Annotated in this window: 17 protein-coding genes; 14 read left to right on the top strand and 3 right to left on the bottom strand. The window is 44.8% G+C overall.

All coding sequences use genetic code 11. The annotated features are described in order from the left end of the window. Positions 1-76 precede the first annotated feature (76 nt). The 5 genes from ACFQZR_RS14620 to ACFQZR_RS14600 are packed head-to-tail and all read left to right on the top strand — an operon-like array spanning position 77 to position 5,406. Entirely contained in the window at positions 77-2,404 is a 2,328-nt protein-coding gene (locus ACFQZR_RS14620) for a xanthine dehydrogenase family protein molybdopterin-binding subunit (protein WP_379347031.1), read from the top strand. Beyond that, the gene (locus tag ACFQZR_RS14615) at positions 2,391-3,224 is read left to right on the top strand and encodes an FAD binding domain-containing protein (protein ID WP_379347029.1); all 834 of its coding nucleotides are present in this window, start codon (positions 2,391-2,393) and stop codon (positions 3,222-3,224) included. Before ACFQZR_RS14620 ends, ACFQZR_RS14615 begins: the two co-directional genes overlap by 14 nt. Positions 3,225-3,227: 3 nt before the next feature. After that, complete coding sequence (locus ACFQZR_RS14610; RefSeq protein WP_379347027.1) at positions 3,228-3,728, top strand: (2Fe-2S)-binding protein; 501 nt, start codon at positions 3,228-3,230, stop codon at positions 3,726-3,728. Positions 3,729-3,743: 15 nt separating this feature from the next. Continuing rightward, positions 3,744-4,790: an XdhC family protein gene (locus tag ACFQZR_RS14605; RefSeq protein ID WP_379347025.1), complete on the top strand. Its 1,047-nt coding sequence runs from the start codon at positions 3,744-3,746 to the stop codon at positions 4,788-4,790. Beyond that, positions 4,780-5,406 (top strand): nucleotidyltransferase family protein, encoded by a 627-nt coding sequence (locus ACFQZR_RS14600; protein WP_379347023.1) that lies wholly within the window; start codon positions 4,780-4,782, stop codon positions 5,404-5,406. Before ACFQZR_RS14605 ends, ACFQZR_RS14600 begins: the two co-directional genes overlap by 11 nt. Here ACFQZR_RS14600 and ACFQZR_RS14595 read toward each other — a convergent pair. Then, positions 5,376-6,446, bottom strand: a complete 1,071-nt coding sequence (locus ACFQZR_RS14595) for an FUSC family protein (RefSeq protein ID WP_379347021.1) — start codon at positions 6,444-6,446, stop codon at positions 5,376-5,378. The two genes, ACFQZR_RS14600 and ACFQZR_RS14595, sit on opposite strands and share 31 nt — an antisense overlap. A gap of 326 nt (positions 6,447-6,772) precedes the next feature. Between ACFQZR_RS14595 and ACFQZR_RS14590 the strand changes: the two genes are divergently transcribed. After that, on the top strand, positions 6,773-7,951 hold the full coding sequence (locus tag ACFQZR_RS14590) for a NupC/NupG family nucleoside CNT transporter (RefSeq protein WP_379347019.1): 1,179 nt from the start codon (positions 6,773-6,775) through the stop codon (positions 7,949-7,951). A gap of 516 nt (positions 7,952-8,467) precedes the next feature. Here ACFQZR_RS14590 and ACFQZR_RS14585 read toward each other — a convergent pair. Continuing rightward, positions 8,468-9,229 (bottom strand): SagB/ThcOx family dehydrogenase, encoded by a 762-nt coding sequence (locus ACFQZR_RS14585; protein ID WP_379347017.1) that lies wholly within the window; start codon positions 9,227-9,229, stop codon positions 8,468-8,470. Between the two features lie 425 nt (positions 9,230-9,654). On the opposite strand from ACFQZR_RS14585, the gene ACFQZR_RS14580 reads away from it, so the two are divergent. The 3 genes from ACFQZR_RS14580 to ACFQZR_RS14570 all read left to right on the top strand — a co-directional run bounded on the left by ACFQZR_RS14580 (position 9,655) and on the right by ACFQZR_RS14570 (position 12,541). After that, on the top strand, positions 9,655-10,050 hold the full coding sequence (locus tag ACFQZR_RS14580; RefSeq protein WP_379347015.1) for a hypothetical protein: 396 nt from the start codon (positions 9,655-9,657) through the stop codon (positions 10,048-10,050). A 140-nt stretch (positions 10,051-10,190) separates the two neighbouring features. After that, complete coding sequence (locus tag ACFQZR_RS14575) at positions 10,191-11,561, top strand: VWA domain-containing protein (RefSeq protein WP_379347013.1); 1,371 nt, start codon at positions 10,191-10,193, stop codon at positions 11,559-11,561. An 80-nt stretch (positions 11,562-11,641) separates the two neighbouring features. Next, positions 11,642-12,541 (top strand): SDR family oxidoreductase, encoded by a 900-nt coding sequence (locus ACFQZR_RS14570; protein ID WP_379347011.1) that lies wholly within the window; start codon positions 11,642-11,644, stop codon positions 12,539-12,541. 69 nt (positions 12,542-12,610) lie between these two features. Here ACFQZR_RS14570 and ACFQZR_RS14565 read toward each other — a convergent pair whose 3' ends face one another. Then, positions 12,611-13,123 (bottom strand): MepB family protein, encoded by a 513-nt coding sequence (locus ACFQZR_RS14565; protein ID WP_379347009.1) that lies wholly within the window; start codon positions 13,121-13,123, stop codon positions 12,611-12,613. Positions 13,124-13,702: 579 nt separating this feature from the next. Here ACFQZR_RS14565 and ACFQZR_RS14560 point away from each other — a divergent pair. The 5 genes from ACFQZR_RS14560 to ACFQZR_RS14540 all read left to right on the top strand — a co-directional run bounded on the left by ACFQZR_RS14560 (position 13,703) and on the right by ACFQZR_RS14540 (position 18,101). Continuing rightward, positions 13,703-14,242 carry a GNAT family N-acetyltransferase gene (locus ACFQZR_RS14560; protein WP_379347007.1) on the top strand — a complete coding sequence of 180 codons (540 nt, stop codon included), beginning with the start codon at positions 13,703-13,705 and terminating at the stop codon, positions 14,240-14,242. A gap of 259 nt (positions 14,243-14,501) precedes the next feature. After that, positions 14,502-14,831 carry an ArsR/SmtB family transcription factor gene (locus ACFQZR_RS14555; protein ID WP_379347005.1) on the top strand — a complete coding sequence of 110 codons (330 nt, stop codon included), beginning with the start codon at positions 14,502-14,504 and terminating at the stop codon, positions 14,829-14,831. Beyond that, positions 14,828-15,247 carry an SRPBCC family protein gene (locus ACFQZR_RS14550; RefSeq protein ID WP_379347003.1) on the top strand — a complete coding sequence of 140 codons (420 nt, stop codon included), beginning with the start codon at positions 14,828-14,830 and terminating at the stop codon, positions 15,245-15,247. Before ACFQZR_RS14555 ends, ACFQZR_RS14550 begins: the two co-directional genes overlap by 4 nt. A gap of 146 nt (positions 15,248-15,393) precedes the next feature. Further along, positions 15,394-17,649 carry an ATP-binding cassette domain-containing protein gene (locus ACFQZR_RS14545; RefSeq protein WP_379347001.1) on the top strand — a complete coding sequence of 752 codons (2,256 nt, stop codon included), beginning with the start codon at positions 15,394-15,396 and terminating at the stop codon, positions 17,647-17,649. Positions 17,650-17,690: 41 nt separating this feature from the next. Continuing rightward, entirely contained in the window at positions 17,691-18,101 is a 411-nt protein-coding gene (locus ACFQZR_RS14540; RefSeq protein ID WP_379346999.1) for an SRPBCC domain-containing protein, read from the top strand. The last annotated feature ends 109 nt before the right edge of the window (positions 18,102-18,210 follow it).

Raw genomic sequence — 18,210 nt, 5'->3', positions numbered from 1 at the left:
CTAAACAATTCTGAGAGTAACTTAATTAATACGGACAATCTATTCTCCATATATATCTATGGAAAGGAGGGGGATTATGAACGGTCAGGCGGTTGGTAAAAGCGTTCCGAGAAAGGAAACGTGGGAAAAGGTTACAGGGAGAGCCAAATATGTGAATGATGCCTCTAACCCAGGGCTTTTACATGCCAAAATTGCCGTCAGCCCCCATGCACACGCTATCATCAAATCGATTGATTTGTCTGAGGCCTGGAAATTGCCTGGCGTACGAGCGATCATTACCGGACAGTATTATCCGGTTTTGACGGGTTCTCCACTAGAAGACCGACCGCCAATTGCCATCGATAAAGTGAGGTACTATGGAGAGCCGGTCGCCCTTGTTGTCGCGGAACAGGAACATATAGCAGAGATGGCAGCTCTAAGCATCCAAGTGGAATATGATCCTCTGCCCGTCGTAAACTCTCCAACTGAAGCCTATCAGAAAAATGCACCCATCATTCATGAACACCTTGCTATGTATAAACGGACCGAAGAGGCCATTCCGGAAGCAGGGACGAACGTCGCGAACCGAACCAAAATACGTAAAGGAAATATGGAGGAGGGTTGGAAGCTCAGCGACCATACGATTGAAGTTCATGTTACTATACCTCAATCGGATCATGCCGCGATGGAATTAAGGAGCAGCAGAGCAGAGATTGTACCCGATGGCAAAGTAATCATCCATTCCACTTCGCAATCACCTTATGTCATCCGAAGAGCGATCAGTTCCTTTCTTCATATCCCGCTTCATCAAGTCATCGTTCATACGCCTCTCATCGGAGGAAGCTTCGGGGGCAAATCCGCGATCCAGATGGAATTCCTGGCTGTATTGGCTTCGAGAGCTGTTGGAGGAAGAGCTGTAAACATCGTAAATTCCAGGGAGCTGGATATGATCTCTTCGCCAGTACATATCGGGTTAGATGCAAGAGTCAAGCTAGGTTGTACCCGGGAAGGGAAAATTGAAGCCGCGGACATTTTATTTCTATATGATGGTGGAGCCTATTCAGATCGTGGAGCCATTATGAGCCGAGCAGGAGCTACCGATTGCACGGGTCCTTATCGCATCGATAACGTTGATTGCGACTCTTTATGCATGTATACGAATCATCCTTATTCTACTTCATTCCGGGGGTTCGGCCACCCGGAGATGACGCTCGCTATTGAACGAGCAATGGATATCTTAGCGAAAAAAGTGCAAATGGATCCCCTCGCGTTTCGTATCCTGAATGCGATTCAACCAGGGGATACAAGTCCGACGCAAACGCAGCTGAATCGTAGCAATCTAGGTGATCTGTCCATGTGTATAACGAAGCTGAAAACATTAATCAATTGGGACGAACCATCAAAGGCAGAAATCCATGGCCATCTTATCAGGGCAAAAGGCGCATGCTGTTTCTGGAAAAATTCGAATACGCCAACAAATGCTGGGTCGGGAGCCATTGTGATGTATAATGCCGACGGAAGCGTTACTTTGCTCTGCGGTGCAGTGGAGATCGGTCAAGGGACGAGGACGGCGCTTACGCAAATGTTAGCCGAACGGCTCTGTATGGATGAGCAGATGGTCCAAATTTCAACTGACGTGAATACCGAATCGGATCCCCAGCATTGGAAAACCGTGGCGAGCCGCAGCACTTTCTTAGTTGGTAATGCCGTTCTGAGGGCGGCCGATGATGCGATAAAGCAGCTGAAAGAGATTGCTTCGATTGTGCTCGGTTACCCACCAACCGAGCTGGATGTGGGTGGGGGGAGGGTTTACTTTATTCACCGTCCCGATATCGGGATCGAAATTATTAAAATCGCTAATGGATACATGTATCCGAACGGCAACACCATCGGTGGTCAGGTGATCGGTCGCGGGAACTACTCGATGCAACATTTAACGCAGCTGGATCCTGAAACCGGCAAAGGAACACCAGGTCCCGATTGGACCGTAGGCGCACAAGCGGTAGAAGTTGAAATAAATACACGAGAGTACACGTATAGAATCGTCAAAGCTGCGTCGGTGATTGATGCCGGCAAAGTGATTAATCCAGAATTCGCTCGGGGCCAGATTACAGGTGCTATGAGTATGGGGCTGAGTTTCGCCAGCAGGGAAGCGTTTCAGTTCGACACTAACGGAAAAGTATTAAATCCTCAGCTTCGTACCTATAAGCTAATTCGATATGGGGGGCAGCCGGAGTATCTGGTTGAATTCGTCGAAACGCCAAATCTCGAAGCTCCTTATGGATTGCGCGGTCTCGGTGAGCATGGATTGATTGGTATGCCTGCGGCACTGGCTAATAGCTTAACGAATGCGATCGGTGTGGAACTGAATCAACTGCCATTAACGCCGGAAATGATTTGGAGGACGGTTCATGATTCCGTTTGACTTTGAATACTATAAACCTTCTTCCATTCCTGAGGCTGTGGAATTATTCCGGCAACTGTATGCGCAAGGGAAAAACCCGATGTATTTTTCCGGTGGGACAGAGATCATAACATGGGCCCGAATGAACGCCATTCGTCCGGGTGCCGTGATTGATTTGAAGTCCATATCGGAGTGCAACATCATTCAATACCAGAACAATCATCTCGTTATTGGATCTTGCATACCGTTATCGATGTTAACCGCAGTAAATCTGTTTCCACTGCTCAGTGAAACTGCACAAGGCGCCGCCGACCAAACGGCACGTAATAAAATTACGTTCGGGGGGAACATTTGCGGCAGAATTTACTATAGGGAGGCCGTACTCCCGCTGCTGCTCTCGAACAGTCGAATGCTCATAGCAGGTCTAAAAGGGATGAGAGAGGTTTCGATTCATCACGTATTCGTACAACAAATGAGATTGGAAAGTGGAGAATTTATTGTCCAAATGATTACAGACCGCGAATACTTAACACTACCTTACGTTCATGTTAAAAAACGTCAGATCGGCAACGTTGGCTATCCGCTCGTCACATTGGCAGCGCTTAAGAAAGATCATCAGATACGAACAGCGTACAGCGGTGTTTGCGCGTTTCCTTTTCGCTCCATCGAGATGGAGCAAGTGTTGAACGATCCCATGTTATCTATAGAAGCTAAAGTAGATCAGGCAATCGATAAGCTTCCTGCTCCGGTACTGACGAATACGGAAGGGTCTGCCGCTTATCGGAAATTTGTGCTGAAACATACGCTGATTGAGACCTTATCCCTGTTGGAAGGAAAGTGAGGCATGCCATCCTACGATATCTCGCATTATTCGATCGGTTTGCAAGTGAACGGCGAATGGAGAACGATTCAAGTTCGGGCTGCGGATACCCTATTATATGTACTTCGCGAAAGTCTCGGACTGACTGGAAGTAAAAACGGCTGCGACAATGGCGATTGCGGAACTTGTACGATATTAGTCAATGGGGTGCCGATCAAATCGTGTATCATGCTCGCTGTGGAAGCCAATGGACAGCATATAACAACGATCGAAGGTTTGACCAATTCGCCTATCATGCAAGCCTTCGTTCAACAACAAGCGTTCCAATGCGGTTATTGCACACCCGGATTTATTGTGAATTGTCATGGTTTGTTGAATGCACATCCTGATGCGAATGAAGAAACCATCGGGATATGGTTAGAATCCAATATTTGCAGGTGCACATCGTACGAGGAAATTCATAAAGCCGTGATGTCCGTTTTTACGTCGAATAACGCTGCGAAACCTACATCCCAAGGGAGTTGAAGGAGGAGGGCATGGTTGGAAGAAATTCATCGTATCCTAGATGCTATTCGATGTAATAGCCAACGAAGCGTGCTTGCAACGATTACGCATGTAGAAGGGAGTGCCTACCTTAAAGAAGGAGCTTCCATGCTTTTTCTAGAAGACGGCTCACAAATTGGGCTTCTAAGTGCAGGTTGCTTGGAGACGGATCTAGCAGCACGCATACCGGAAATATTGGAATCAGGCAGATCCTGCGGATTTGTGTACGACATGCAATCCTCGGACCTGCTGTCCTGGGGAGAAGAATCAGGGTGTGGCGGCGTTATTCATGTGACGATAGAACCCATAGATAACGTATTAATGGATCATTTATGTTTGTTAAAGGATGATCTGGATCGGCAAATGGAGGTCAGGATCATCAAAAATATCAGCTCAGAAGGATCGGTAGCCGATTATGCCTTCGTAACCGGGGATCGCCAGGTATATGGAGAATGGAAGGGAGGATTTCCAGAGGCTCTATTGGATTTAACATCGTCCGGCGAATCTCGAAAAAGCGGTATGGGTGCCGTCCCCTCCATGCAAGCGAATGTTTTTGTCCATACCTATTATCCTAAACCGCGATTGATCATATTTGGAGCAGGACAGGATGCTAGACCGCTGGTCGCATTTGCTGCATCTGTCGGTTTCTCCGTGATCGTCTCCGATTGGAGACCCGTGCTTTGCGATCGACGTTATTTTCCCGATGCGGATACGCTTCTATTAGGGTTTCCCGAGGATACGGTAAGCAGGATTCATTTTACTTCATACGATTATGCCGTTGTGATGACGCATCATTTTCGAAGGGATCAACAGTTGATTCGTTTACTTTCAGAGCGGCAGCTTTGTTATATAGGCGTCCTGGGTTCGAAGCGTAGAACGAAACGCTTACTCGAAGAGGGTCCGATACCGGAGAATTTGCATGCACCCGTAGGGATCGCGATTGGCGCGGAAGGACCCGTGGAAATCGCAGTGAGCATTCTCGCAGAGTTAATCGATACGTATCGTAAAAATAGGACGAGAGTAGCGAATACCTATGAACCATAGTCGCATCCATGGCATCTATTTAGCAGCTGGTCAGAGCACCCGAATGGGCTCAGATAAACTCCGACTTCCGTTGGGTTCGATGTGCTTGGGAAATTATGCGTTGGCTGCGGCTTTGAATTCTTGTTTGGATTACATTTGGATCATATCCAGTGATGCTCGGCCGGATTGGATGGATCGTTCATTCTTCGAAGATCCAATCCATCGTAAATGGTCCGTTATATCCTGCCCTGAAGCTCATTTGGGGCAAGCAGCCTCCCTTCGGTGCGGAATCCAGGCTGCTAATTCGATGAAAGCGACGGCTGTCATGATTTTACTCGCAGATCAACCTTTGATCACGAAAGAGCTGATCAATGAACTGCTTGGACATTATGAAACAGGCCTACAACATAACATTCATTACGCAGCCGCAAGTTTCGAAGGTTTGGCGAGACCGCCTGTACTATTTGATCATCGAAAGTTTGCGGATCTCATGCAATTACAAGGCGATCAGGGGGCTAGAAGTCTGATTCGTAAGGATCCATCGGGTATATGCATTGATTTCAAGATGCCGGACTTGTTCATGGATGTGGATACACCGGAAGATTATCAGTTGTTACTGGACAAAATGGGATTATAGAAATCTTGAATGATTTGTTCGGCGTTCATATATAAAGCAAGGGGGTACTGATCATTCGCTAAATGAGAAGGTGTTTTTAATTGTAGAGCATTCGCGTTTGGTTTAAAGGTGCTTTTACCCACGTTATTCAATATGGGTTCCCATTCCTTTACAAGCAACCCTAACGTGTTCAAATGATCAGACCAAATTTGCTGATTCTCTGTTGAAAAAGAGCCGCTTTCGGACCATTTCATAAAAACTCGTATCATATCTGAAAGATTTGCATAGCCTAGCCGAAGTTGATTCATATGTTGGGTCAATTTATTCAACGTGTTACGTTTATTGTGAGCAAGCGGGTTGAGACGTAAACTTTGATTCGCCTTATCCAATTCGGTTGTCGATTGATGAAGCTCTTGGAATAAGGTTTGCAATGCTTGTTTTAAGGACTGAGCCTCACTTGAGGAGCACCCATGCTCGACCCATTGTGCAGCAATATAGAAATGCTTAGTTAAATGATCCGCGAAATGAATCATCTTTTGCGCGGCCTTATTGATGGAATTAGGAGGGAATATTAGCAAGTGAATCAGAATGGCAACAGCAGCACCGATGATGGTATCGCGAATGCGGTCTAGCGGATAGCTGGACATTTTGCTTTGAAAGTACATCACCAATAAAACGCTGAGAGCCACCTGGACTATCACGACATGCTCCCATTTAAACAGCACCACAATCACGGACCCAAGTAACAGCATAAGACCGATGGTCCACCCGTTTAAGCCGATATAAGGCATTATACTTGCAGCAAGTAATACGCCCACAATCGTGCCGACAATGCGCTGCCATGCATATTGGATGGATTTGCTGACGGTAACCTGAATGGTCAGGATGACGGTCAGAGGCGCTAAATAGGGATGACTGGATCCTGCCCATTTGGCAATCTCCCATGACAGTGCTGAAGCGAATGGGATTTTCCATATCGCTCCATGATTATTGATGAAATCCATAAGCTTATTATTCAACTTACTTAACCCCGCTTTATCATCGTTCTCGTTAATTACCATGGATTCGTTGACGTATCCGACTTGGTATATATTGCCCCAAACCTGAAGAATATATGGCTTTAAGAAAAGCAGCAGGTCTAAGTCCAAAAGATTTAACCGGTGCAGACGGCGAGGGAAATCGGATTATTGGAATGGGAAGGATGATAGGAGACTCGGGATAATAGAAAAGGGCAGCCAGTATTGGCTGCTTTTTCCTATTATTCAGATTGATTTCGAATCATATTGAAGAAATTCGATGTTTTTTATTTTTTTCTTTTTAAGTGAGTTGTAAGTGCTTAAGAAAGGAATACTTACAATACATTCACAATGGAGGAATACACATCATCATGAGATATTTAATCGCTATTCTAGGAGTGCTAGTCGTGTTCGGCCTGACGTATGCGGTAAGCAGCCATCGCCGGAATATCCGTTACAGGCCGCTTTTTTTCATGTTCGTCCTGCAGGCGCTGCTTGCATTTGCCTTACTGCATACCGTCGTCGGCGAGCTCCTCATCGGAGGTTTCGCATCGATATTCGAGAAGCTGCTATCCTATGCGGGAGAAGGCGTTAACTTTGTGTTCGGGGGTCTTGTCAATCAAGGTCAAATGACCTTCTTTCTGTCGGTTCTGCTCCCGATCATTTTTATATCCGCTCTCATCGGGATTCTGCAGTATACGATGATCTTGCCTTTCATTATTAAATATATCGGTCTGGTGCTCAGCAAAATCAACGGAATGGGCAAGCTGGAGTCCTATAACGCGGTCGCATCCGCAATTCTGGGGCAATCGGAAGTATTCATTTCCGTCAAAAAGCAAATCGGCTTATTGCCGAAGCATCGTCTATATACGCTCTGTGCTTCCGCCATGTCCACGGTTTCAATGTCGATTGTCGGCGCATACATGCAAATGATTAATCCGAAGTTTGTTGTTACCGCACTTGTGCTTAACTTATTCGGGGGCTTTATAGTCGCTTCGATCATTAACCCGTATACAGTTTCGAGAGAAGAGGATATTCTGGTAGTACAGGATGAAGAGAAGCAGTCGTTCTTTGAAATGCTTGGTGAATACATTATGGATGGGTTCAAGGTAGCCGTCATCGTCGCGGCAATGCTGGTCGGCTTCGTTGCGCTGATCGCGCTGATCAACGGCATCTTTACCGGGATTTTCGGCATATCCTTCCAGGTCTTTCTTGGTTATCTCTGTGCGCCATTCGCTTTCGTCATGGGAGTACCATGGAGGGAAGCGGTGGAGGCGGGAAGCATCATGGCGACGAAGATGGTATCCAACGAATTCGTGGCGATGCTAGATCTCGGCAAGCATACCGCGTTATCCGCACGTACGATCGGCATCGTATCGGTGTTCCTTGTGTCGTTCGCCAACTTCTCGTCCATCGGCATTATTGCCGGCGCCGTAAAGGGACTGCATGAGAAGCAGGGAAATGTGGTGGCCCGTTTCGGTCTCAAACTACTTTACGGGGCAACGATGGTCAGTGTATTGTCCGCTACAGTAGCGGGATTGTTCCTGTAATTAAATGACTAATTTAATGAGTCTCGAAAAGAAGAAATTGATAAATCATTATTAGCATTGGGACATGTTTACTCCGGATGCTTTGAGGCTGCCATATGGCAGCCTTTTCTCATCTGCGTGCCCAGAAGAACGTCTCATCTAACCTGTGTAAGTCCGGTCACTGGAGGGTCTAAGTCCCCGTGTAGCTTGGATACTGCATACGACGAAATCCATACGTAGAATCGTATCGACAAAAGTACTGCAGGACAACACAACCTGCGGGAGGGAAGGAGCCCTGATTTCTTTATGTTTTGTAAATTGGGCAAGGTTGGATGAGTGAAGGTGAATTTGAAGCTAACGCGGCTGCCGGCATGGGTCGGCAGCCGCGTTGTGCTAACAGACAGGATAGTTGAAGATGAATCGCGGTGAACATAATCATTAGTAGGTAAAGCTGAACCCCCACGTACTATAGACGGGGGTTATTTTGCCCAGAGGAAGATTATACAGCTATACGAACATTATTGGTGAGTCATTTGACTATTTTCGTTTTTTCCCAACAGCGCCTAGGAAAAGGATAAATTCTTCATCACCGTCTAAACCTAATACCTCGTCGATTAGGTTTTGGTCATAAATACCGATCGCACAAGCTCCTGCATCGATCGATTCGCTTGCCAGATAAAGGTTCTGAGAAACATGTCCAATATCAATCAGGATTTTTTTATGTGCTGAGATATCATATTTCCATTCGGAACGGTATGGAGTTGTACTCCATGCGAACATTACGGCAGCCTTTTTCGAGAAATTCGGGACAAATGGCTGGTCTAATGTAATGGCATCAATTTTTTGGTCAATTTCATCCAATTCATACATAAATAAGAGCTTGTGTTCCACCGGTAAATATCTGTAGATTCCTTGGCGAATTCCCTCCACCCGCATAATGAAAAGGTAGGTTTCAAAGGTATGTGTTGCGCCACTGCACGGCACAGTTCGAAGGGTAAGTCCGGTCTTCGTTGTACTTGTTATTCCTTGAGTAGCCCATAATAGATATGATAACTCCTCAAGATGTAAACTTTCCTCAGAATAAAATCGGGTACTTCTTCTTTCCTTTATACAGTCATAAATATTTTGTTTTTTTACAACGTCCTCGTTACATTCCGGGAGGTCAATGATGACGGATGAAGAGGAATAAGGTTTAACTGTCATTGGTTGTGGCAGACCCTTTATCTTATCTGTTTTTACATGTTTAAATTCAAGAAAGTCAGACTTCAAGAAACTTCTTTGCTGTTCATATCGCCCCATGCTAGAACCTCCCATGATATCTTTACTCTATAAAAGTATACACGTCCAGGTATTCGTGGTTGTGATTTGAATCACGTACTCTTACAAAGAGATATTCTGTCTTGATTATTAAATAAAAATAGGATTTTGCTTGTGATCGGCTGCCTTTTCTCAACTAACGGGTAGTTAAGCGCAACAATATTCAATTTTTAACCGTATAGATATTGGAAGTATCAGGAAGATGTAGCTCAACAATTTGGAGTGATTAAATGAAATAGTCCAGAATAACGTTAGTTGTTCTACTAATTTTTCTAATAAACAGGTATTGGATATATGAATTGATACAGGTTGAATGCTGTAAGCGCGGCAAAGGCAAAGTCTTTTGTACCTAAAGACTCCATTTTGAAACAAAAGATGGCATATTGAAATGAAGAGGAGGGTAATTGATGAAAAGTACAGTAGTAGGAACGATGGCTGCATTATTTGCCGTTTCCTTGCTGGTTGGTTGTAATCATGCAAAAAAAACGGAAGCCGCAGAGTTGAAAATAGAGGGGTACTGGAAGCTTGCCGCCGGTTCCCAATCGTCGTCTTGCTTTACCGAGATGAAATTTCTTGAAAATCCAACTTCCGATAGGGACCCTTTATCGGTTCATGAAACGATGGGCAACTTTACCCAAATATGGATCGGGGAATACGAGAAGAATGGAAACGATATTCGGGTTATTTTGCACGAGCCGAAAGCAGAGCCTTTCATTATGACCGCCGACCAAAGTGGAAACGAATTAAAGCTTCGATACGAATGGAAATCGGCAGATTTAGTCTGCTCGTATCAGCCTGATTAACAGGTATATCCTCGGAAAAGCTTGATGCCCTAATCGGTCACTCTGCGTATAAATGGGTTCATACCTGCACCCATTGTTTCATACCTTAGATATGGCTGTGGCGGACCGTCACAAGAAGATTATTAATTGGAGGTAAGTTGATGATTCGAAGGACTATCTTCATATTTATAACGTTAATCGTATTCCTTGCTGGTTGTAGTAATGAACCTGAAAAGAATACCTCAAAAGTTCAGAACCCATTAGATTCATATCAAAGTAATGAACCTGAAAAAAACACCTCGCAAATTCAGACCCCATCAGATTCAATTCGAACTAATCCTCAGACTCCCTTAACAGATGAACAAATATTAATGAAACCTCCAGGACGTTTTGCTGGCTCTAACTTTGATGAACAGAAAGTTCAAGAGGCTCTGGACCAATTACCAAGCGATTTGACAGCTGATCAATATGAGGAAGAACTACTCCTCCTATTGGCTGAAGACTATCGCCCTTACGTGTCCACTTTCATTAATTTTGAATCCGAAGTTACAGTGAATAATCCACGACCTAATGAAAAGGTTACATTACCCTCAAGTAGGAAGCTACATATTTCAATCTTACTTGATGCCAGCGGCAGCATGAGAGCAACGATTAATGGGAAATCAAAAATGGATTCTGCAAAAGAAGCTATTCAGAGCTTTGGGGATAAGTTGCCAAAAAATGCAGAGGTATCTTTGCGGGTGTATGGACATAAAGGAACAAGTAGTCAGAAGGATAAAAAAGCATCCTGTAACAGTACAGAAGAAATCTTTCATGGTCAAGGTGAGCAGACCAATCAAATAAAAACAGTACTTCAAGCTATAGAACCAGCAGGGTGGACACCAATTGCGAATGCCCTAAAATCCGTAAAACAAGATATTAATCCTGAAACAACCGATTCAATTGTATACGTGGTAAGTGATGGAATTGAAACTTGTGGAGGTAATCCAGTACAGATTGCAAAAGAACTCAATCAATCAAAAGTTAAGACAATTGTGAATATTATTGGTTTTGATGTGGATAAAGAAGGACAAAAACTGCTTCGACAGGTTGCTGCATCTGGTGGTGGAGAATTTACTTTCGTTGATAATGACGAAGCACTGAAAAATTATCTGGATAAAACGTATGATAAATTACGAGGCGAGTGGACGATATGGAAAGAAAAAGGAGCAGGGGAGGCAAATATAAAAAAAGAACAGAAACAGGGAACTATCAATAGAACAAAAGAAACAATGCAAGGTCTAGCGAACAAAGAACATGATAATCTACTAGCAGCCCTTAAGTATCTAGAAACTAAAAAAGAAAATGCTTTCCCCCAGAGCGAGCTCTTTAAAAAGATTACTGAACGCAAAAATTTCGCATGGAGTTATGCTCGCGATACAGGTAAGCGTTTGTATGACGAAGTTACTAAAAGTGGAAATCAGGTTTATGACGATATAACTGATGAAGGAAATAAGAATATTGATGATTTAACAAATAAGAAAAACAATTAGCGGCTGAACGCTTGTTATGTAACAAGTCGGAAATTGGGCGAATATCCTGCTTATGCAATGAAAGATAAGGAGGATTCGTAATGATTCCGTATTATCCATATTATAATTATGAAATGCGCTGTAGGCAGGTGCCTATTACTTTTCCGCCGCAACATCAGAACGTTCAGCCCGGTCTAGAGTATTTAATGAACCCGTTACCGATATCCGACAATCCCGCATACCAGGGAAGCGGGAAATTAGCTGGGAAAATAGCCATCATCACTGGAGGGGATAGCGGTATCGGCCGTGCAATTGCGATTGGCTTCGCCAAAGAAGGTGCGGATGTAGCGATAGCCTACTTGTATGAACGCGTGGATGCGGAAGAGACTAAACGCAGGGTGGAGTATTACGGGCGTCGCTGCCTGCTAATCGAAGGAGATTTACGGGATCCTGCTTTTTCTGAGGAAGTGGTAGGAAGGACATTGGAGTGCTATGGCAATCTTGACGTTCTCGTATTGAATCAAGGCGTTCAGTTCCCTCAGGAAAGCATATTGAACATTTCAAATGAGCAGCTTGAAAATACTTTTCGCACCAACATTTTTCCGCATTTCTATATGACCAAAGCAGCGCTCCCGCACTTGAAGCCAGGAAGTTCGATTATTTCGACGGCATCCGTAACCGCCTATGCGGGCGCCCCTCTCCTTGTCGATTATTCCTCCACAAAGGGCGCGATTGTATCCTTCACTCGGTCATTGTCACTTCAACTTGTTAGCAGAGGCATTAGAGTCAACGCTGTGGCACCAGGCCCGATTTGGACCCCGCTTATCGTATCAAGTTATTCTGCCGAATATGTAAAAACATTTGGTTTGGAAACACCTATGAAACGCGCAGGACAGCCATTCGAGCTTGCACCAACCTACATTTATTTGGCCTCGGATGATGCTTCCTTTGTAACGGGGCAAGTATTACATGTTAATGGCGGTATCATGACGGAAACGTGAAGACTCGGATATTTACGACGGAGAGGGGGCATCTCCTTTAATCAAAGTGGGAATAAATAAAGCCCCCCTTTAGTTGAAATATAGTTTTATTAGTTTTTGTCTTTGTAAGCTATTTTTACTGTTCGCAGTAACAAAATATGGTATTTGCCATTTTTGTGTTGCTATAGCTTGTTTACTAGTCGGGGTATCCCAACTAGGGTAAACTCTTATTGCCATTTTCCCTTTTGAAGTAGCTGTTTTAAGGATATTTTGTCTTAATAGAAGTTCTTTTGGGAAAACGAATTGTCCAAAATCATGATTGTTCTTAGTAAAGGTATTAATAACCAATAAATCAGGGGCGTTTTCATATGAAAATGCTTGGTTCTTATTATCAAAATCTTTTTCCCAGAAGGCAACAAACTGTCCAGTCTTAGTAGGTGTTATTTTTGCAACTCTAAATCTTACCGATATAGAATCTAGCTGAAATATCCCGGCTCCATATTCTGAATTTTGAGTTTCTTCTCGTATGGAGTTTATTTTTATGTGATTAGGTTCATAAAAAATTTCATTTACATATGTTAACGCCCTATAAAAATTATTCATTGTTGTACTCCTCATTTTTACACTACGAAATAATGCTTCTTAAATAGAATAGGCTAATCTTAAAATGTCGTCAAAACTCATTATACAACCGCACTGTTTAAGTTCCGCGTAAATCGCGTTTTTTTTTATTTTATCGGAATATAATTTCGTCAAACTGCTATAAACATATGAGAACGCTTGTGCGTAGGTGGGGAAAAAGGTAAAATATAGATAACAATTGAATCTTGGGTTGGCATGGTTTCCCTTCGAAGGGAGGTGAAGCCATGGAAGTAAAAGATGCAACAACGATTATGTTCCTATTTGGAGTGTGAGAAAGTAATAACCCACCCAAAAATTCAGAGAATATGCTTGATAAGTGAAGATGTGGCTTATGTTGTAATCATCATTATAAATCCAAAGAAAGTATTGTATGGAAAACATTAAATAAGAGCATGTTTTGATCAATCTTTTTTCAAAACATGCTCTTTATAGCGATGAATTTTACACAAAGAAAATGTAGAGTTCATATAACTCCCGAAGTCCTTTTATATACTTAAATTGTTTGATATAGCGAATTAAAAGGACTAGGTGGTAGATTCAATGTTAAAAAAACGAGACTTGTACGAATGCCATTCACTGTACAACTTAATGATGGATCCAGTAGTTTTTCCTTATGTTCGTTATAAATGCCAATCTTATGAAGAATATTTATTCATAACAAATCAGTTGATCGCCCAAGAAGAACAGAAGACATGTATATCTAGAACGATTCTTAACGAGATGGGACATCCCATTGGTAACATTGATCTATATAATATTGTTGATAATACAGGCTTCTTGGCCACATGGATCGGAACTCCTTATTTTGGCAAAGGTTATAACCAACGAGCGAAGGAATCCTTTTTGGCTGAACTGTTTCTACAACATAATATCGAAACGGTATTCATGAAGATCCGAAAAGGAAATATTCGATCGAAGAAAGCGGTAGAAAAACTACAGTATGTCAAATTAGCCAATGATACAAACCTTGAAGTCTATCAAACGATAAATCATACGGATCAAATCTATGATTTGTATCATGTGGAGCGGTTAGGCTTTTTAGAAAGCTGTGAAGACATGCAACATGTGGTTGCTACGTAACAAATTATGTTCAGATAGAGGCAAATAATGATGATCGGTCTCCCAGAATGCCTTATATTAGGGACACCATACGGCAATAATGATTCCCATAGGAAGCCCATTTCATGGTGTGGATTTTGCTGACTGACAGTTTTCATGTGGAGTTTTAAAATGATGTTGACACGACACCGAATGGTGTCTTATAATCAAAGTGACACTAAATGGTGTCTAATTAGCTTCTAGCAGTCTACTACAGAAATAAGAAATTGGAGAGGGTGTTGTGAGCGAGAACAATCAGATGCGGGATGTGTTTGATGCAATTGCAGATCCAACGAGGCGCCGACTGATTCAGTTGTTATCAGCCGCAGAGGAGCTACCGCTTCATGAGTTAACGACACAGTTTCAAATGGGCCGAACAGCGGTATCCAAGCATTTGACAATCTTGAAAGAAGCCGGATTGGTGCTTGACCGTAAAGTCGGCAGAGAAACGCGATTTAGGCTAAACGCCGAACCCCTCAAAGAAGTTCAAGATTGGGTGGGTTTCTACAGCAAATTCTGGCTTACGAATATGATGCGCTTGAACCAACTATTAGAGGAGGAAGAAGAATGAGCTTTACATTAACATTAGATTTTCAGTACACGTCATCGATCGAGAAGGTGTGGTCTGCTTTAACCGATTCCAACAAGCTTGCCAAGTGGATAGTCAACAACCAAACCGGTCAACCGATGGAAAATAATTTCAAGCCCGTCGTAGGACACCGTTTTCAGTTCAGCACGCAGCCGACCGAATGGTGGAATGGCATTATTGAAGGCGAAGTGCTTATCGTAGAAGCCCCACACCGGTTGTCTTATACGTGGGAAAGCGGAGAAAAGCACACGGTCACCTGGACGCTGCAGAATTTAGAAGACGGTAAGGTGAACCTTCATCTCGAACAAACCGGCATCTCCAATGAGCAAGCCCTTGGAGGCGCTAAGTATGGCTGGAGTAATTGGTTCAAAGGGTTTGATCAAGCGTTGGAGGACTAATCGCATTCGGTAGGTAGATCTTTAAACCTGCTTTACCTGAAACAACATAAACCGGCTGCATGTCGTTTGCAGCCGGTTTGTGTCTACTTCGGACATTTTTAAGAATGATATGAGTAAAAATTAACACGATCGGAAGGATGTTATGCATGAGTGACTCTAATCAGGAGCATATTGTCATCTCGGGTGCGAGGGAAAACAATCTCAAGAACGTATCCTTACGCATTCCCAAGCGGAAGATTACAATCTTCACCGGCGTATCCGGATCCGGCAAGTCATCGATCGTCTTCGATACGATCGCCGCAGAATCCACGCGATTGCTGAATGAGAACTTCAGCATGTTCGTGCGCACTTTCCTGCCCAAATATCCGCAGCCGGATGCGGACGCGATCGAGAACCTGAGCATGGCTGTTATTGTCGATCAGAAGCGGTTGGGCGGGGGTTCCCATTCCACGATGGGCACCATTACCGATATTTCCCCCATTCTCCGACTTCTCTTCTCACGTGTAGGACAGCCCTATGTTGGAGGAGCGAACATGTTCTCGTTTAACGATCCGCAAGGCATGTGTCCCGAATGCAACGGGATCGGCCGCAGCCTTTGCGTCGTCATGGACAAAGCGGTAGACATGTCCATGTCGTTAAATGAAGGGGCAATTATGCTGCCTGGATATACGGTGAACGGATGGGAATGGAACATGCTTGTACAGTCGGGTTCCTATGATCCCGATAAGAAGCTCAGCGAATACTCGGATGAAGACCTAGAGCAGTTGCTGTACGGCAAGGCAAGGAAAGTGAAGATGGATTTCGCCGGGAAGGCAACGAATATTACCGTGGAAGGCGTCATCGAAAAGTTCACCAACAAATACATCAAGCAGGATGTAAAGACGAAGTCCGAACGCACGCAACAAACCGTTGCGCCGTATATCTCCGAGGGTCCTTGCTCTAGCTGTCACGGCGCGAGACTCAGTCAAGCCGCACTAGGCTGTAAGATCCATGGACATAACATTGCGGAGCTGTCCTCCATGGAGGTCGGACAACTCATTCACACCATTCGGGAGATTGACGATGCTGCCGCCGCGCCGATGGTCAAGTCGCTGAAGGAGCGGCTGCAGCATCTGGTGGATATCGGACTTGACTACTTGACGCTGGACCGCGAGACGGATACCTTATCCGGCGGAGAGTCGCAGCGCGTCAAAATGGTGAAGCATCTGAGTGGGAGTCTGGTGGATGTCACTTACATCTTCGATGAACCCAGCGTTGGCCTCCACCCCCGCGATGTTCACCGTCTAAATGAATTCCTTCAGAAGCTGCGCGACAAGGGCAATACCGTGCTTGTCGTCGAGCATGATCCCGATGTCATCAAAGTGGCGGATCATATCGTCGACGTCGGGCCTTATGCCGGCAGCCGAGGAGGTAACATTGTGTATGAAGGAAGCTACCCAGGTCTGCTGGAGTCAGGTACATTGACAGGCACTCATATGAAACGGCCGCTACAGCTAAAGAATGATTGCAGGCACCCATCCGGCAAGCTGTCCATCAAGAACGCCAAGCTGCACAACTTGCAGAACGTGAGCGTAGATATTCCAACCGGAGTGCTGACAGTCGTTACCGGCGTCGCCGGTTCGGGCAAGAGCACCCTAATTAACGACGTATTCCTGAGCCAGCATCCGGATGCGATCGTCATCGACCAATCAGCGATAGGCGTGTCGACACGCTCGAATCCCGCGACCTACACGGGCATACTGGATGATGTCCGCAAAGCGTTTGCTTCCGCGAACAAGGTGAGCCCAAGCTTGTTCAGCTTCAACTCCAAGGGGGCTTGCGAAAACTGCCAAGGGCTGGGTGTAGTGTACTTGGACCTTTCATTCTTCGAAAGCGTTAAGCTGCCATGCGAAGTATGCGGAGGCAGACGTTTCAAGGAAGAGGTGCTCGCGTACAAGCTGAACGGCAAGTCCATTGCAGAAGTACTGGAAATGACCGTTGAGCAAGCCTTGGAATTCTTCGAACTGAAAGAAGTTGTTCGTAAGCTGCAAGCGATGAGCGATGTGGGGCTGAACTATATTACGCTCGGCCAGCCGCTCAGTACACTATCGGGCGGAGAGTGCCAGCGTATCAAACTGGCAAGTGAGCTGCATAAGAAGGGCAGCATCTACGTGATGGACGAGCCGACGACCGGCCTGCATATGTCAGATATCGGTCACCTTCTGGAGATCATGAACCGCCTTGTCGATGCTGGCAATACGGTGATCGTCATCGAGCACAACATCGGTGTGATCAGCCATGCGGATTGGATCATCGATATGGGACCGGACGGAGGTAGCAGGGGCGGCCAGGTGGTGTTCGAGGGCACACCTCCGCAGATCATCCATGCGGAGCAGTCGATCACGGGACAATACTTGAAGTAAACGTTAAATCCGTTTAGACTAACGCAGACACCTTCGAACTCGTGTCTCGTCGCAAGTTGGCTGCCCCTCGGGATCTGGTGTACCAGGCCTGGACGGAACCGGCACTGCTCGCCCAATGGTGGGGACCTCACGGTTTCACGAATACATTCCACACGTTCGATTTAAGATCCGCAGGCATCTGGGAATACACCATGCATGGCCCGAACGGAGCCGAATACCCGAACAGAGTCGTTTTTCAAGAGATCGGTCCCGAACGTATTGTTTTGAGACATGACAATAGACCTCATTTTATACTGACGGGTACATTTGAATCCGCTGACGGCGGAACAGAGGTCACTTTTCGGCAGACATTTGAAACAGAAAAAGAATATATCCAGTTTAAGCCCATTTGCGAAGAGGCAAATGAACAAAACTTAGACAGGCTCGGATCGCTATTAAAAACCATTTCCTAATGAGAGTCGCAAATCAAATATAACCTTAGTTATGCGAAATGGCACCCTATCGGGTGCCAATTCTGATTATTCATTCATTATTTGCCCAGTCACACGGGACAAATCATGT

This window comes from Paenibacillus sp. GCM10027629 (genome assembly GCF_042676425.1).
GTDB classification, from domain to species: domain Bacteria; phylum Bacillota; class Bacilli; order Paenibacillales; family Paenibacillaceae; genus Paenibacillus_K; species Paenibacillus_K terrigena.
The sequence above is the reverse complement of the archived record's forward strand: the minus strand, read 5'-3'. Positions and strand labels throughout refer to the sequence as shown.

Bases quoted from the DNA above. Each gene is read 5' to 3' on its own strand.
- ACFQZR_RS14590 (WP_379347019.1), top strand. From the start codon at position 6,773: ATGAGATATTTAATCGCTATTCTAGGAGTGCTAGTCGTGTTCGGCCTG.
- ACFQZR_RS14600 (WP_379347023.1), top strand. From the start codon at position 4,780: ATGAACCATAGTCGCATCCATGGCATCTATTTAGCAGCTGGTCAGAGC.
- ACFQZR_RS14575 (WP_379347013.1), top strand. From the start codon at position 10,191: ATGATTCGAAGGACTATCTTCATATTTATAACGTTAATCGTATTCCTT.
- ACFQZR_RS14545 (WP_379347001.1), top strand. From the start codon at position 15,394: ATGAGTGACTCTAATCAGGAGCATATTGTCATCTCGGGTGCGAGGGAA.
- ACFQZR_RS14560 (WP_379347007.1), top strand. From the start codon at position 13,703: ATGTTAAAAAAACGAGACTTGTACGAATGCCATTCACTGTACAACTTA.
- ACFQZR_RS14585 (WP_379347017.1), bottom strand. From the start codon at position 9,229: ATGGGGCGATATGAACAGCAAAGAAGTTTCTTGAAGTCTGACTTTCTT.
- ACFQZR_RS14595 (WP_379347021.1), bottom strand. From the start codon at position 6,446: ATGGTAATTAACGAGAACGATGATAAAGCGGGGTTAAGTAAGTTGAAT.
- ACFQZR_RS14615 (WP_379347029.1), top strand. From the start codon at position 2,391: ATGATTCCGTTTGACTTTGAATACTATAAACCTTCTTCCATTCCTGAG.
- ACFQZR_RS14620 (WP_379347031.1), top strand. From the start codon at position 77: ATGAACGGTCAGGCGGTTGGTAAAAGCGTTCCGAGAAAGGAAACGTGG.
- ACFQZR_RS14550 (WP_379347003.1), top strand. From the start codon at position 14,828: ATGAGCTTTACATTAACATTAGATTTTCAGTACACGTCATCGATCGAG.
- ACFQZR_RS14580 (WP_379347015.1), top strand. From the start codon at position 9,655: ATGAAAAGTACAGTAGTAGGAACGATGGCTGCATTATTTGCCGTTTCC.
- ACFQZR_RS14610 (WP_379347027.1), top strand. From the start codon at position 3,228: ATGCCATCCTACGATATCTCGCATTATTCGATCGGTTTGCAAGTGAAC.
- ACFQZR_RS14570 (WP_379347011.1), top strand. From the start codon at position 11,642: ATGATTCCGTATTATCCATATTATAATTATGAAATGCGCTGTAGGCAG.
- ACFQZR_RS14565 (WP_379347009.1), bottom strand. From the start codon at position 13,123: ATGAATAATTTTTATAGGGCGTTAACATATGTAAATGAAATTTTTTAT.